The sequence below is a fragment of the Leptolyngbya sp. FACHB-8 genome (assembly GCF_014695575.1).
Classification (GTDB): Bacteria; Cyanobacteriota; Cyanobacteriia; order Elainellales; family Elainellaceae; genus Vacuolonema.
The window spans coordinates 22,737-38,293 of the sequence record NZ_JACJOO010000054.1 but is presented as its reverse complement, the minus strand read 5'-3'; the positions used below and the strand labels follow the sequence as shown (position 1 = coordinate 38,293).

At 52.5% G+C, this 15,557-nt stretch carries 12 protein-coding genes; 4 read left to right on the top strand and 8 right to left on the bottom strand.

Features of this window, described 5'->3' with window-relative positions:
• Window positions 1-4: 4 nt before the first annotated feature.
• Together H6F91_RS13130 and H6F91_RS13125 are read right to left on the bottom strand one after the other, a co-directional pair.
• Window positions 5-1,627 (bottom strand): FAD-dependent thymidylate synthase, encoded by a 1,623-nt coding sequence (locus tag H6F91_RS13130; protein ID WP_190772121.1) that lies wholly within the window; start codon window positions 1,625-1,627, stop codon window positions 5-7.
• A 102-nt stretch (window positions 1,628-1,729) separates the two neighbouring features.
• Window positions 1,730-6,043: a CHAT domain-containing protein gene (locus H6F91_RS13125; protein ID WP_190772122.1), complete on the bottom strand. Its 4,314-nt coding sequence runs from the start codon at window positions 6,041-6,043 to the stop codon at window positions 1,730-1,732.
• A gap of 227 nt (window positions 6,044-6,270) precedes the next feature.
• Between H6F91_RS13125 and H6F91_RS27720 the strand changes: the two genes are divergently transcribed.
• Genes H6F91_RS27720 through H6F91_RS13115 form a run of 3 tightly spaced genes read left to right on the top strand, consistent with a single transcriptional unit; the run spans window position 6,271 to window position 8,300 of the window.
• Entirely contained in the window at window positions 6,271-6,450 is a 180-nt protein-coding gene (locus H6F91_RS27720) for a hypothetical protein (protein ID WP_206754936.1), read from the top strand.
• A 17-nt stretch (window positions 6,451-6,467) separates the two neighbouring features.
• A complete protein-coding gene (locus H6F91_RS13120; protein ID WP_242035772.1) occupies window positions 6,468-7,358 on the top strand; it encodes a DUF6816 family protein in 891 nt (296 codons plus the stop codon).
• Between the two features lie 24 nt (window positions 7,359-7,382).
• Window positions 7,383-8,300 carry a histone deacetylase gene (locus H6F91_RS13115; protein ID WP_190772123.1) on the top strand — a complete coding sequence of 306 codons (918 nt, stop codon included), beginning with the start codon at window positions 7,383-7,385 and terminating at the stop codon, window positions 8,298-8,300.
• 39 nt (window positions 8,301-8,339) lie between these two features.
• On the opposite strand, the gene H6F91_RS13110 is transcribed toward H6F91_RS13115, so the two are convergent.
• The gene (locus H6F91_RS13110) at window positions 8,340-8,891 is read right to left on the bottom strand and encodes a DUF2721 domain-containing protein (RefSeq protein WP_190772124.1); all 552 of its coding nucleotides are present in this window, start codon (window positions 8,889-8,891) and stop codon (window positions 8,340-8,342) included.
• 441 nt (window positions 8,892-9,332) lie between these two features.
• Here H6F91_RS13110 and ctpB point away from each other — a divergent pair, with 441 nt between their 5' ends.
• On the top strand, window positions 9,333-10,694 hold the full coding sequence (gene ctpB / locus H6F91_RS13105; protein WP_190772125.1) for a carboxyl-terminal processing protease CtpB: 1,362 nt from the start codon (window positions 9,333-9,335) through the stop codon (window positions 10,692-10,694).
• Window positions 10,695-11,355: 661 nt separating this feature from the next.
• Here the strand turns inward: ctpB and H6F91_RS28295 are convergent.
• The 5 genes from H6F91_RS28295 to crtA form a co-directional block, all read right to left on the bottom strand.
• Window positions 11,356-11,490: a hypothetical protein gene (locus H6F91_RS28295; protein WP_277874388.1), complete on the bottom strand. Its 135-nt coding sequence runs from the start codon at window positions 11,488-11,490 to the stop codon at window positions 11,356-11,358.
• Window positions 11,491-11,876: 386 nt separating this feature from the next.
• Window positions 11,877-12,401 (bottom strand): dual specificity protein phosphatase, encoded by a 525-nt coding sequence (locus H6F91_RS27930; protein ID WP_190772127.1) that lies wholly within the window; start codon window positions 12,399-12,401, stop codon window positions 11,877-11,879.
• 193 nt (window positions 12,402-12,594) lie between these two features.
• On the bottom strand, window positions 12,595-13,332 hold the full coding sequence (locus H6F91_RS13095) for an HpsJ family protein (protein ID WP_190772128.1): 738 nt from the start codon (window positions 13,330-13,332) through the stop codon (window positions 12,595-12,597).
• 85 nt (window positions 13,333-13,417) lie between these two features.
• On the bottom strand, window positions 13,418-14,089 hold the full coding sequence (locus tag H6F91_RS13090) for a cyanoexosortase A system-associated protein (protein WP_190772129.1): 672 nt from the start codon (window positions 14,087-14,089) through the stop codon (window positions 13,418-13,420).
• Complete coding sequence (gene crtA / locus H6F91_RS13085) at window positions 14,086-14,976, bottom strand: cyanoexosortase A (RefSeq protein WP_190772130.1); 891 nt, start codon at window positions 14,974-14,976, stop codon at window positions 14,086-14,088. The genes H6F91_RS13090 and crtA overlap by 4 nt, the downstream gene beginning before the upstream one ends.
• Between the last annotated feature and the right edge of the window lie 581 nt (window positions 14,977-15,557).

Sequence of the window (15,557 nt, the reverse complement as noted above, 5' to 3'; positions counted from 1 at the left end):
ACCCTTACCCTTGACGTTGCTCTAGTTTGAGATCAATTTTTTGTTCAGCGGCAAGACGTTCGAGGGCGTAGCTTTCCATATCAACGAAGTGCATGGAGGCGACGAGGGTAGGGTGCACGTGCTGGATTAGGCGATACATTTCCTGGGCGATCGCTCGATACGTTGGATGCCCCTGCCGAGCACTCCGCAGCTCCACAAAGTGATAAACCTCGCGGAGATTGAGCTTCATTCGCCAGCGCACCCGGTAAGCGAAGGGCACAACATATTGAGACGCAATGGGCAAATCTTGCGCGATCCATTCGGTGGTTTCAGCAGCTTTTTCCAGAGCGTTGCGGTAGGGTTCGGCTAGCCCGGCTTCTTCTAGCTCGGGGGGAATCATGTGGCCGTGACGGACGGTGTAACGCTGACGCTCCTGAGTAAGCACGCGGTGGCGATGGAGGTCGCGATAGGCTCCTAAATCGGCCAGCACATCGAAGGTGTAGTAAGTTTCTTCAAAAGCACGGCCGGGCCGATGGAAGCGGGAGGCGCGATCGCCCACATAGGTCTGAATAATCTCCTCACGCTCTGCCACCGAAAGTTCGGTAGCTTCTATCAGAAGTTGTTCGAAGGCGAGGTCACTGTGGGGATAGAGAATAGCAGCAATGACTTTCGCTTCTGCGTCCGGGTCGTACTCGACTAACTGGACATGCGATGGGGGCGGGAGTGCTGAGGTCGCGAGGCGTTTCTGGGTGAGGTGTTGCGTGCGATCGCGATTAGTCGATAGGTAGCGGGCATATTGCAGCCCCCGCTCAGACTTAGAGCGTTTGACAAAAGACGGAATCATCTGGTCTAAGGCTTCCTGCATGGAGGCTCCCAAAGCATGAACCTCCGCATGAGGGGAAGCAGCCAGCTTAACCAACAAATATTCAAAGGCTCGCCCATTACCAAACAGACCAACATTCGTTAAGGTGGCCATGGGTAGCAAGCCCCGCAACAAATCTAGTGCTTTGGCACGAGTCGCATTGTAATAAGCTCGATCTGAGGTATTGGCGTCTTTCGGTGTACAAGACTGAACCCAGGCCAGCAACGGCTCAACTAATGTTGTGTAGGTTTCAAATAGATGATCGAGAGTTGCTTCGTAAAGAGACGCATGGGATGAAGCCATGATAGAAGCTTCTCGATGGTAGCGATACCGGCCATTGACCTTACGGTTAAAGGGCACGTATCGGGTAGACTTCTCCAGCGGAGAAATGCCGAGGCGGCTATCTTCCAGGGCTTTTGCAGCGATATTGCTGATTCCCTCACAGGCCAGGTGAGCGCCACCCAACTCCGCTACGGAGTCGTCACCGTACCCAACCAGAACGCGATCGTAAAAGGCTTCGGCCTGCTGAATGGCGACAATCTGCTCTCCATCCTGCGTTGAGCCACCGACAATGCGGGAAAAGTCGGCTTCGGGTGCTTTGATAAATTCGTCTAGCAGAATGCGTCGCAGATCTTTATCACTGCGGCTATAGCGAGAAAACAGCGCACCTTTGACGACTTCTGGTAGATTGCGTAGGCCAAATATTGGACTATCTAAGCTCGTGACAAACGGCTCCAGCAATGCCTCTTCTTGATGAGTTAGGGAATTTTCTAAGCCGTCCGCCATGCTGCATCCACCACAGAGGTTATAGGGCAAACAATTCTATCAGAAACCCTACCTATTGGGTATAGATATAGATGCCAAACGCAATAGGTAGGGTTTAAGGCGTTACCAGGGGCTACCAATCATTGTGAAGCCTGCCCAGTAGTAGGGGTGTGCCAAGTTAGGCGTACTACCCTTGTCAAATTCGGAAGGCAACTCAATTACACTTCCCCGACGACGGCTAACAAGGCTTCTGCCATCCAGTTGTACTTCTCCCCTCAGCATAGCCAGTTGAGCTTGACGCAGGGCTTCTGCCTTCATGGGGACATCCTGCAAGTTCTGGTAGAACTCGGTCATCAAAGCCAGCGTGCCTGCGTCAGATACATACCATAAGCTAGCCAGAGCACTTTGAACCCCAGCTTGAAGAGCCAACCCCGCAAAACCCAACTCAGCCTGTGCATCTCCCATAGCTGTACGGCAAGCACTTAACACCAGCAGATTAACAGGTGGATTGTTCAGGTTCATTTGTCGTAGTTGATCGAGCTGTAGCCGCTGATCCCAGAATTGGATGTAGGAATTGCTAGGATCGCCGGGTCGGAACTCGCCATGGGTAGCCAGGTGAACAATGCCAAAAGGCTGGGCGTCGCGCTGCGCCAGTAGGTTTTTGAGGGTAAAGTCTTGATTTAAAAAGTACTCGCCTCGCCAAACTTGAGTAGCAACCTCCTCCAACTCAATGGGGACGGCAGGAAGCGGTAGCTGATCCGTAAACTGGGAAGCCCCCATTGCCAGAACTTGGTTGTTGCGAATGTCGCGGTAGCGGGTATCTACCAGAGCAAGGCTCGGCATTAGGCCAATGCTGTAGCGCTCGACCAGGAAGTGCTGACCATCGTGGAGGGCTGCTACGGGGAGCGATCGCAACCCCTGGTCAAAAATAAACGCCAGATTGTCAATCCCCTGACCCTGGAGATCCTCCTCTAGAGGTGCGACTAGCCACTGGTAGAGTTGCTGAGCTGGAGCCAGGTAGGAGGCCGTACGGGTGCGGGCGGGATTGGTCACTTCATTGCGAAAGCGGGCAGCGGTGGCAAGCACTTGCGATCGCGTCGTTTGTAAAACGCGTTTGCGGATGAGATCTCCTTCCGGAGTGACTAGCACCAGTTCTAACGAGTCGTTTCCTGAGTCGCCCGTATCCACGGCCCTCGGGACAAAGTTGACATAGACCAACGCTGGGGTAAGCCCGGTAGCCTGGGCCACATTCGATAGGGTACCCTGGACCCCCTGAAGCGACAGTGCGCCACTCTCAGGCAAACCAAAGTAATCCTCAAAGTCATCGGAAAACTCCTGGTCGATCGTCCTTGCAGTATTCTCTACCAGGCCATCGGAGGTCTCGTTATCAAGAGGCCTAGCCACGTCATCCAGCTCGGAATCTTCATCGAGCAGAGGATCTCCATTGAGCAGAGGATCTCCATCCTGTGAACCGGGATTAGCCTCGCGCGATCGAATGGCAATGTTGCCCTGGGTATAGTCACCCTCGAAGGATTGCGAGGGAGCAATGGTAGAACGACCAGAGGTGATACTTCCAGCAGTTCCGTTAACCGAAGCGTCTCCTACCGTAAAGGGGATATCCTGTGCAGCACCACCATGGGTGATGTCGACGGGACCACCCCACAACCCTCCTGTCGTATTGATGCTGATCAGACTGCCATTCCCGTCAGCATTTGTCCCCCCCGTGGCCCGGAAAAAACGATTCGTGACAATGCTGACTGCCCCGCCCCGCCCGTCAGTTCCCCCACGGGCATCAATTTGCTCCACTTGCACATCACCTGCGGGATTAATTAACACATCTCCGCCAGAACCTATCGAACCGCGGGTGAAAATGCCACCGGTTTCAACCGTACCGGCGGCCTGCAGTGTGACATTCCCACCCTCAACACCAGAGGCCAAAAGATTGCCTGTCTGAATCCTGAAGGCTTCGGTGAGGGTTAGATTACCAGCCGCTCCAGTTGACGCAGAGCTGGTGAGGTTGCCGGTCACAATTGCACCCGCAGCTTGGAAGAATTGGTTTCCCCCGCGATCGCGCCCCAATGTATTCACATCCCCAATCCGGATAGATCCCTCCCGACTCACCAGGCTCACGTCCGTTCCTGTTCCGCCAGAGGTGGCAGCAATGCTATTGATTGTTTGGGTTCCCTGCGACCCAATCCAGATAGGATCACCGACTCCATTAATTCCGGAGCTTGCCAGGATGTCTTGCAAGGCCAGGGTGCCACCAGCTCGAAGGGCGATCGCCCCACTCCCGGTTTCCCCGGAGGTGGTGACGGTACCGGCTTGAAGGTTGCCATCAACTGCGGCCAGTCGAATACGGCCTCCTGAGTAGGGCAGGTTGGATGTGCCACCGATCGCCTGGGTACTTACATTGCCAACCTGCACATCACGGGTAGATTGCAGGTTCACTGAGCCGCCGGGGCCATCCGTTCCAGTAGCGGAGACATCCCCTGCAATGGTTAGATCACGACCCGCCCGCGCCACAATATCCCCTCCGGCACCAAGGTCAGAATCAGCATTCAGCTCCCCATTGATCCGGATATCCCTCCGGCTTTGAAGGTTAATATCCCCAGCCCGATTTCCAAAGGTATTCACGCTGCCCCGAATCACAATGTTGCGCTGGGCCAGCACAACAATATCGCCAGAGGTTCGAGCTAAGGTAGCCGCATCCAGAGTGCCAGCAGAGGTAAACCGGGCGCGGGAGTCAATGAAAATATCTCCCCCTAAGCCCGTAGAGGCATCGGTTGAGATACCATCAGCTCTGGTGACGCGAATATTACCGCCCGGCAGGCTAAGGTCTGGCTGGTATTGCGTACTGAGGAACACCTGGCCATTGGGAGCATCAATCAGGATGGAGCCAATGGAAATGTTGGCCGATGTCGGCCTTGCTTGAATACGCAATCCAGGAGGTAGGGGCGTACCAGATATGCCTGAACCCACCACGTTGGGTTGCACCCCAGCCCGAATATCTAGCGTTGGCCGTTGTCGACCGTTGATCAATATGCTGTCGCCATTCGAAAGCGTGACGGTCTCCTGCAAGCCGTTCGTCGGATCTGCCCCTGTAATCGTGATGCTTCCGGGTATCACTACACGACCTGATGCAATGACGTGGAGTGAGGCTCCGGTATAGCTGTTAAAGCTGACATTTCCCTGGGCTCGAATGATGGGATCGTAGGGACTGAATAGATCACCCATGTCCCCGTCCAACTGGCGAATTCGGAAGTTACCTCCACTGAAAAAGTGGGCGTCGGCACTAACGGTTTGAGCCGATCGCAATGTCATATCGCCCCCTGACCAGAAGCCACTATCTGGATGGCTGAGGGCAAAAACATCGACCTGGCTGTTGCCACGCAGCACTAAGTCATCCCCAGCGATAATCCGCACTGCATTCGTATTGCTATCGCGTATCTGCAGGCGATCGCCAGCCAACAAAAACAGATCGTCAGCCGCCTGCACCTGCGCTTCACTCAGCAACAGGTCATCTGCTGCGGATATCAGCATATTTCCACCCCATACAGAAGGGTTGGGCGATCGCCCCAGGGCCACATCGCCTGCTGTGATGATGCCACTACCTTGCAATCGCACCGTACCATCGGCACTCACCGTCAATTGCGAAGCATTGTTCAGGCCACCTCCCGTCAACAGTTCAGGTAAAGTCGCCGGACGCAGATTCAGATTCTCGTCAGCCAGCCCTTCTAGCTCTAAGCTCAGAAGACTACCCTCCTGAGACAGGCGTACACGGCTTGAACCGGGCACTGCTGTCACGGTGAGATCGCCATTGGGGGCCGCCAGGCTGCCTGTGTTAATGACGGTCCCTGCGAAGAGAGACAGGTCACCGTTCGCCACCCGAAGATTACCGAGGTTAGCGATCGCCCCTGGTTCTTCCAAAGCAAAGGAAAAGTTTGTGGGATCGCCCACCAGGTTGCTGTAGTTCGTGTCTCCAACCACAGAAAATTCTCGCACTCCGAAGCCGATTCCCGTCGCGGTCGTAGCAACGAAGCTACCCGGTAGATCGAGCCGGGCCTGGGGGCCAAAGATGATCCCCGATGGGTTGATCAGAAATAGGTTGGAGTTGCCGCCGACAACTCGCAGCAGCCCGTCAATCGTAGACGGATCGCCTCCCACAACGCGTGCCAAGATATTGCGAATGTCTGCCTGGGATTGGAAAAGGGCAATTTGATCAGCGGTCAAACCGAACTGCTCAAAGCTATGAAATAGATTCGCGCCATCCTGCGAAGTGCGGCCTCCTGTGACGCGGATACGATCGCCCTGCACCTGTACCTGAGTACCCGTACCATCGGCTGCGGGTTGAATGGTTTGGGCGAGTGCGCGCTTCCCCAGAAGCAAGCTCAGCAATATTAGCGCCCCCAACCCCCACCGTCTCTGTTTTTGGTCCATGCTCCCTCCCTATCCCTCGGCTTTCGATCTGCGTCCCCAGACACCATTCCCCAATACATCAAGCTGCATTGGGAAACTTTAGGCAAACTTCTTTAGGATAGGCCAGGGATTCATCTCCTGCCCAGAGTGAACTTCTGCGCAGACTGACCATGCCACGCCTGTTTTAACACGACCTTCGCCGAATCGCAGCCGGACCTGAAGCAGGAATGGACAGGAATGGACAAGTCGTGAGGACTCAAAACTCAAGTTCTTTAGAAATCTGGGGAGCAGCTCTTCGTGTAGCTGTAACCGACAACAGTGCGTTAGTCCAGGCTATATTAGGTCGTGCGATCGCCCCTGCTCCAGTTCCTCAACGGTTCTATCCTTTATGTCGCCTGTCTACCGATCGATACCCCTTCCCAAGCTGATGAAGAACGAGAGATGGATGCGGGCCCAAGGCCCAGATCTATCTCTCGCACCTCCTCAGCTCCGACAATGCCGTCAGCAACGTTCAAAACTTAGACTGTCTCACCATGGGCTTTGGTTGTGTGGGTTGTTGTTGGTATGGCTTCTGGGTGGCGGCTCGGCCTGGGCAGGACCTTTATCTCAACGGCTAGCGACATTTCCTAACTGGGAGGAACGGCCCATTGTTCAAGCGGCAGTAGGAGATTTGTACTACCCGGATTGGGCCGCAGGTACCTGGGATGTCGCCACAACTCTGGTGGATATGGTCGCACCTCTGGCTCCAAATGTTGTGACCCCCGGATTTGAAAGTAATCGCTCTTATTTAAATCAGCCTATTCGGTTTCAGGCCCGCTTCGTGCCGGAACAGCGAGAGCCGCCGAGTTGGCTACCCATATCGATCCCCCGCACCCCACCCATTGTGGCCGATCGGGCTTTCAATGGAGAGAACTTGGCCCATGCTTACCTGGATTCCCCTACCGGACAAAGTCCTGTATTGGCCGTTAAAGTAGATCCAGAAAACCCCAACCGCCAGCTGACAGTATTGCAAGGCAAACGCCTGTTAGTTTCAACCGTGACTGCCCGCGCCACCGAGCGCCCTGACGACAACCAATTCATCACTACGGAAATTTTTCAGCAGGAATTTCGTAGCTCACCGCAAATCTATTTGAATCAGGTAGAAACAACCACCGCTTATCAACGCTTTCCCGAAACACGTCCGGGAGAGCCCAGCCTCACAGCGGATCAAGTAACGGCAATTTACCTATCGCCCCAGGATCCTGATTTTACTCAGGCAGGCGATCGCCCCGTTGCCCTCTACCGCTACCGCCTGGAGTTCTATCCAGCCAATTCTGACGAAACGACGACCTCATAAATTTGCCCATTTCCGGCTGACCCGATGCGTCTTCCTCTGGTCTACCATCCCGATTATGTTGCGCCCTTGCCTCCTGGCCATCGATTTCCTATGGCCAAATTTGGCAAGCTTTACGAGTTGCTACTCACCGATGGGGTCGCGACCCCAGACCAATTCTTCGAGCCCGAACTCCTCCCCCGGGACCATATTGAACTGGTGCATACCCACGCCTATGTGCAGGACTACTGCAGCGGCAGTCTTTCCCCTAAAGCCATGCGCCGCATTGGCCTGCCCTGGAGCCCAGCTTTGGTCAACCGCACCTGCGTCGCTGCCAGTGGAACACTGCTAGCAGCTCGTCTGGCCTTACAAACAGGACTGGCCTGTAATACAGCTGGAGGAACGCACCATGCGTTCCCACACTATGGCGCAGGCTTCTGCATTTTCAACGATTTGGCGATCGCCGCTCGAGTCGTCCAACAACTGGGGATCGCCCAGAAAATCTTGATTGTCGACCTGGACGTACACCAGGGCGACGGCACGGCCTACATCTTCCAGGACGATCCCAGCGTCTTCACCTTCTCCATGCACTGCGATATCAACTTCCCCAGCACCAAGCAGAACAGTGATCTGGATGTTTCCCTCCCGACTGGCATGGAAGATGATGCCTACTTGCAAACCCTGGCCCATTACCTGCCTGATGTCCTGAGCCAGGTACGGCCCGATCTGGTGTTTTATGACGCTGGAGTGGATGTTCATGAAGGCGATCGCCTTGGCAAACTGGCTCTCACCGATGCAGGCCTGCGTCGTCGCGATCTCCAGGTGCTTCACACCTGCATCTCCCGAGGGCATCCCGTCGCCTGTGTGATTGGTGGCGGCTATGCCGAAGACATGGAGGCACTGGTCTATCGCCACTCCATTCTCCACCGGTCAGCGGATGAGATTTTTCGGCAATTTCAGCTGTAACGATTCAAGAGGGGGAGCTTCGCTCCCTCTCTTGAATCCTTATCCGACGTTCACTCGTTTTTCAGATACTCGACGGGATCGCCGCCTAGGCAATGTTAATCGGGGACGAATGCCCTCGGGATCGCGCCACTGCACCCAATCCCGCAACTCACCTAATAGAGAATTGGACGCGCTACGAATTTCAACTAGAGCCATCCCGACTGACAACACCATCACACCATTTCCCACCGCGAACATCACCATCGAAGCTGGGATCAACCAATCCTGGTTCCACAAGCTCCGCAAGGCTAGCATTAGCGAGCTGATCAGCAGCAGCAACAACGCACTGTAAGCAATCAAAATGCTGGCGTGGATTTGTCTGTAGTGCCGACGTAACTCCTGCTGCTGGCTTTTCAACTGTTGAAAGCGATCGCCCTGTAAAATTGCCGTGCCCATCAGTTGCTCGCGGTATTCCCGGTTAATCCAGTGCAACTGTTGCTGAAGTGTTCCCTGACGCACCAGCAACCCCATCAGCACCAACCCACATACCGCCACCATTAGGGTTGAATTGAGAATGAGCTGAATCAGTTGACTCGTTTGCTCAACGGTCATGGCGATCGCCCCCACATAAGATACAAACAGAGAAAAAGCCTAAAAAAAGTAGCCAAAAAGTACAAACGTATTAATACTCTATATCAATTGAGCGAGGGAGCAAGGGTATTCTAGAAACTGTCACATAAAAGTCTGGAAACGTTCACAGATCAAAGTTATGCTGTGTTCGCAAGTAGGTGTGAGGTCCGTTCATTTTTTACACAACGTAATGATTTTCTGCCGTACCGACCGCGAGAATCGTCGTAGTTGTTACAGAGGAAAACCGCACCCTCCTCGCAAGCTTAGAGAGTGGTAGCTGACAATCTTCAGGGGGCTTACCGTTTTTGCCAGGTTTGCGGAATTTCAATTATCCGGTCCAGCAGGCCGGAGGTTTGCCACAGCCCTCCCGCTGCTGCTCAGGCTCCTTGTTATGCCCGTCTTTTTTACAGCGAGTCGTAAACTATGCCTCAATCTCCTCGATTTCGTTCGTCCTTGCATCCTCTCTTCTTGGGAAGTGCAGCGGCGGCTGGTGCAGCTCTTTCCATTGTTAACCCCCTCTTCAGTACCGCTGTTCAAGCATCCCTAGAAGACAGCCCCAAGGCCGTTTTGGATGAGGCATGGCAAATTGTTAACCGCAGCTACGTCGACAGCAACTTTAATCAGGTCAATTGGCAGGAAACTCGCCAAGAACTGCTGAGCCGTGAGTATAGCTCCCGCAACGAAGCTTATGCAGCTTTGCGACGAGCGCTACAACAACTGGATGATCCCTATACGCGCTTCATGACTCCTCAACAGTTTGAAGCACTCACCAACCAAACCTCTGGGGAACTCTCTGGCGTTGGAATTCGCCTGAGCAAAGATTCCAGCACGAATGCCTTGGTGATTGTAGAACCGATCCCCAACTCCCCTGCGGCTGAGGCTGGAGTGCAGCCAGGCGATCGCATTCTCTTCATCGACGGAGCGGCTACCGATGAAATGACCCTGGAAGAAGCTTCTGAACGGATTCGCGGAGAGGAGGGTAAACCTATCACTCTACACCTCAGCCGCAATGGTGGTAATGGATTCGACGTAATCCTGACCCGCGCCCGGATTGAGCTCACGAACGTCACCTATAACCTTCGCCAGGAACGGGATATGAAGGTTGGGTACATTCGTTTGACCGAGTTTAGCGCCCATGCCGACGAACAGATGCAGGAGGCCATTCAGAATCTGTCTGAACAGGGAGCCGATGGCTATGTTCTAGACCTGCGGGGAAACCCCGGTGGCCTTGTGGATGCCTGTTTATCGATCGCTCGCATGTGGATCCAAAATGGTACCCTGGTACGCATTGTGGACCGAGTTGGAACGAATGAATCGGCTCTGGCTGACAACAGCGCCCTCACCCGCTTACCCCTGGTTGTCCTGGTAGATGGCAACTCCGCCAGCTCCAGTGAGATCTTAACAGGAGCATTAAAGGATAATGGACGGGCGACAGTTGTAGGTAGCCAGACATTTGGTAAAGCCCTGGTGCAATCCGTTCATGAGCTTTCGGATGGCTCTGGGTTAGCCGTAACAATTTCTCACTATTACACCCCCGACGGCACCGACATCAGCCACCGAGGCATTACTCCGGATGTCCCCATCAACCTGACAGAAGCTCAACAAAGACGCCTCGCCACCGAGCCCAACGCTTTGGCAAGCCAATCTGACCCACAATATACCCGAGCGATTTCTGTCCTTCACAACGATGTCATCGCCTGGCGTAACAACCCCGATAATCGGGTTTCGCCATCGGCTCAAACAGCTCCTAGCTCTGAAGTTGGAGCCCGTGTCCTGCACCCGTAGCTCGTTTCAGGCAGCCTGCTAACGGTATGGAGGATGGGCGAAAAACCTATCCTTCATATTCCCAGTTCTATTTCCATCAAACCTCTATCATTCGATAGGGATCAGGTTAAATCCCTCAGATTGTGCTTACTAGAGACTGAGCACAATTCAGAAGGTTTATATCCCTTTCTATCTGACGAAGAGGGGTGAGTGCTGAACACTCACCCCTCTTCACGCTTAATCTGAAGAGCAGTAGTTAACTTGAGTTCGGGTAAGGGTATTCGCCTGAACTCCATTAAGAATCGCCCGCCACCATTCCTCGCACAATATCCGAGTCGTTAAAGTTAGTTCCTCAGATGATGTTTGTGGGGTTGGGCATGTCCACTCTCGTAGAATCTGAGCGTACCCGCAGAGTAAAGTGGCTGAACGCCGGTGCTCCCTGCCGAGCGCGAGCAACCAGGCGAATGGTTATAAGCACCTTCAGAGGCAACCGGCAGCAGTCCCTGGAAGAGATTTTGTGGGTTAAACCGTAGCCAGGCTGGCAGAGTGTGGCCATTGCTCAGTTGAGCCTGATGGCTCAGGCGATCGCCCCGATTCCCATCGATAAAAGTGCTGCCCGGAAAGCGGAGGCTAAATAAAACGAAGCCATTCAGGAAGGGCAGCCCCATTGCTCAGACGTGCCTTATAGGTGAGGCGATCGCCATTTAGATCTACAATCGTTGGCTAAAACGCCATTCAGGGCAGTAACGGTCGGAATAGTATCTTCGTTCAGGGTGTACTGGTCGGCGATCGCTCCGTGAATATTCTTACAATCCACATTGCGATGATAAAAATAGGCGATCGCATTCAGTAAAAAAACGGTTTTATATACACAACTGTTTTTACTCCGTACTCATAACAGTACACAGTAATGTTCCATTTAAATCCAAATCCTGTTTCTGATGGCATCAACTCTTTTGCGTAACAACTGCTTAGGATTAGGATGAAACGCCGTTCTTGCACACCTTCATTTCTATGTTCTGGAAGTGTGATTCTTGAAAGAAGAGTGCTTAGCGTCTCTCTCAACAACTACACACTTGAAATTGGATTCAGCCCGAAGACTGCTCGCTTGGGCCGAGTGGTCTTCGGCTTCAAAGCCGAGAGTTCGTGCCCTATGGGCACGAACTCTCGGCTTTGAAGCTCACTATGAGAATTACTGACGGATTATGGAATCAATTGCCGGATAGCCTGGAGTTGCACCTCAGTGAGTAGGACTTGGGGACGAACCTGTTTCACCTGATGAATGGCTTCCCATAGTTCTAAATCCTGGTGGCAGCACAGGTAGGCAATACAAACAGCAGGCGATCGCTCAATCCCCGCCAGGCAGTGTACATATACTGGAGTCTTCTGGCTAACCTGTGTATGGATGAAGCACACAGCACGGGCCATTTGAGTAGCATCCGGGCGAGCGGCATAGCGACTGTCCGGCAGCATCACCCGCAACCAATCAAACTGTTGAGGCATGTCTGCTGGAATATCCCCTTCCTGAGCGGCACAAAGGGTCAGTACACTGCGAATCCCAAGTTGATGAAAGCGCTGGCTATCTCCTTCTCTGGGCAAGGAACCAAAGGCTAACAACCCGGGCAGAAGCCAGGCCATTGAACAGCCCTTAGAAGCTGGAGACAGTTCATCCTGGCGTGCGCTTTTTCGCCGGGGATTACCCCAGGGTGATGCAAGTGATTTCCACATGGAGAATAGCTCGATTACGGATGGCGATATGGGCCTCTAAACAGGTTTCAATGGAGCGATCGCCTGATCCGGCTAAAACATAAGAGGTTATTTAATGTATTCATAAGGAATTCATAACTTGAACAATATTTGCTGTCAGCACAGAAGAGGGCAGGTACGAAGTACCTACCCTCTTCTGTCCCAAGATTAATCCTTATAGTGATTCGGGATTTGGAATTGGCTTTTTCGCCCCTTTCGATCGCTTCTTATTACCTATACGGGCCCAGGGAGTGAGATACCAGACGTAGGCAAACAAGACACTCGAGATCAACGCACTCAAGTTCCACTTGATGGAGCTTTGCAGCAATGTGTTACGCCGAGCCGCTTTTTCTGCATCAGCTTGGGTCTGCATCTGTTGCCGGAGAGTTTGTAGTTGCCCCATGATTTGCTCCTTCGGGGGCTGCGTGGATTCCTCTAACTTAATTCCCTGGCTGGAGAGGAAGTTGGCAATATCCTCTGGTGTGGCTTGATTCAACTGTTGCTCAAATTGAGTAAACCGCTCTGTTTGAGCTTGAAACTGCTGGTTAATCGTTGCCTCGTTCATAGTATTCAGCCGCATCGTATCCATCACACCCCATAACGGAATCATCAGGAACAGAAATAGGCTAAAGCCCAGTGCCAACCACGATAAAACCTTCAAGCAGGGACGCTCCCACGCCTGGCGAGTTTGCGTATCTCCTAGAAAGACCAACGCCAGGGCCAGCAATGGCACAGGAACCCGCTCCACCATTTGTCCCATAGCGGAGAATTCCCATTCAGGGTTCATCAACTGGGGAGGAATAAGAATGGTTAGATATTCCAGCAGGCTGAGTAGCAATAGACCATAGCCTACCATTCGGATAATGGAAAATGAAAAGGCTTTGGATGGGGCGTCATGGGATACTTGAGACATGAGTAGTTCTCCACAGTAGATGTTGAGAAGAAGTGAAATCAGGTTGGATAACTCGTATCCTTTGCAAAAACACGAACGGTGCGATTTAAGGGTTGGGAAAGCGGCTTTGCCATTGAGTTTGCCAACGTTCCCAAGAAGCTTCGAGGACAGGGTAAGTGGCCTCAGCGGAAGCGTTTGGAGCGATCGCCAAGGTCATATACGTCCATAAGCAACGGCTATCTTGCAGAGACACCTGCCCCAACACAATTGGGATAGCCCGGTCAAGGCGAAGGTCATAGGTATAGCGGTTTTGGGTGAACTGAGCCGACGTCACCGTCGTTCCACCTTTGGGATTGATACAACTACTGAGGTAAGCGGTGTCACCCTCGGCAAAAAGGCTGTAGTAACCTGCTTCGTTTTGCCGAATAGTGCTTTCAAAGGGAATGGTCGGTGTGACCTTGCCGTATTGCAGTATCAGGTTACGAACGCTGGTATCAGACTTTTCGAGATACCGCATTTCAATATCCAATTGGCGATCGCCCTGGTGATAGCGGTACAAGGCCACAGCTCGCAATTCGTTGGCCTTATTCTCGGGAATAGGCAAGGATTGGGGGGGTTGTGAGCGCCAGTTGGGAAGTTCGATGGCGTCAGCAAATACGGTAGGTGCGGCGATCATGCGAGTTGGCATCAACCACAGCACTTTTGCCAGAGTGATCAGTACTCCACCACAAAGCAGGGCAAGCCACGAAGCCCGTAGGGACGGCGTCAGAGAAGTCATTCTTCCAGTACCTCCAAGTCGCTTTCATCCTCCCAGTCACTCTCATCCTCCAGATCGTTCAGGCGCATCATGAGATAGCAGAGAGCCCCGGCGATCGCCACCGCAATCATTGAAAAAATTAAGGAACCTGTACCCTCGTGCCAGTAGCGAAACGCCTCTGGTTGCGAGTTGGCTACCAGGTAGGCCATCAGAGCTACCCGAAAAGCGTTCACCATAAAGGCAATGAACACTCCTGACACCAGCAGAAATAGACGCGACAGCCATCCCAACGGCACCAGTACCAGAAACAGCCCGGTCAATGACAAAACATGGGTCATAGACTCAATCCCTGAACAACCGGGGTAAACTTCCACGGCCCCCCCAGCCATTTGAATATTCAGCCCATCTCGCACTACAGAAAACCCGGAATACCAAAGAATCAGCGACGCAAATTTAGCGGTCCATGGTGTTGGATCCAGTAGTATCGGCAAAATCACCCGGGGTAATCCCAGAAATGCCAGGGCCGTAAACTCCTGGCTATATTGCCTCAAGTAGGAAAAGCCAGAAGTCAGTAGAGCCAACCCTAAACCTGCTACCAGCGGGGCCAAAAGCAAAAATGTTGTGCTGGGTAACCCGACGCTTCTCAATAGGATGAAGACCAGCAACACAGTCCCCACCGCACTCGCAATATAGGTGGATTGCCGGCTTAAGCTAGACCAGCGATCGCCTAACAGCGAAGCAATAACGGCCAGAAAGAGGAGGTTTGCAGCCAACAAATCGGCATCATTGACCCGCCAAACCAGGGTGAGTTGGATAGATACTAAACCTGTGGCGATCGCCCGTAACCAGAAATCGCTATATCTGAGCAAGCGCAAATTGTGTGATAGAGAGGAAGCTTTTGTATTCATGGGTTAAACCACGACAACAGCCAGGAGCCAGGGAATAAGGAGATTAGGTGATCACTTGAGAAGGATAGTTACCCGTTCAAGAATTGATTTTGGGAAACGTAGCGCACAAAATCAACGCTCAGACAACAACAGGTCAGATTATTCTTTAAGCTCTTGAATAGTTTTAGAAGCATTTATTCTCTTCAAAGTAGAGCCGAATGAAGGGAGCTTTCATTTCAAGGAATTTTAGGCTGATTCTAAAGCAGTCAAATTCCTTCCAAGAAGGCCAATTCATGACAGCAAACTAGACACGAACTTTACATAGAATTCAAAACTTTTTCTGGAATAGACCTCGTAGAAATTGCTAGGGATAAATTCCCGAAAAGGGGATGGTTGGCAGCCTCAATTGCAGTTCAAAAAACATTTTATCTATCTACAGAAAAGCCATAGACCGAATACAGATGATGCCAAGGATTTTGTAGGGTAATTACACAATTCCAAAGGCACCAGGTTCATACTGACGTGCAAGCTTAGTTTACCCAGTTCCTTTAAAGCACTAACAAAGCCTCCTTAGGGCTATTCTCTTGGAAGGCTTTTGAGAA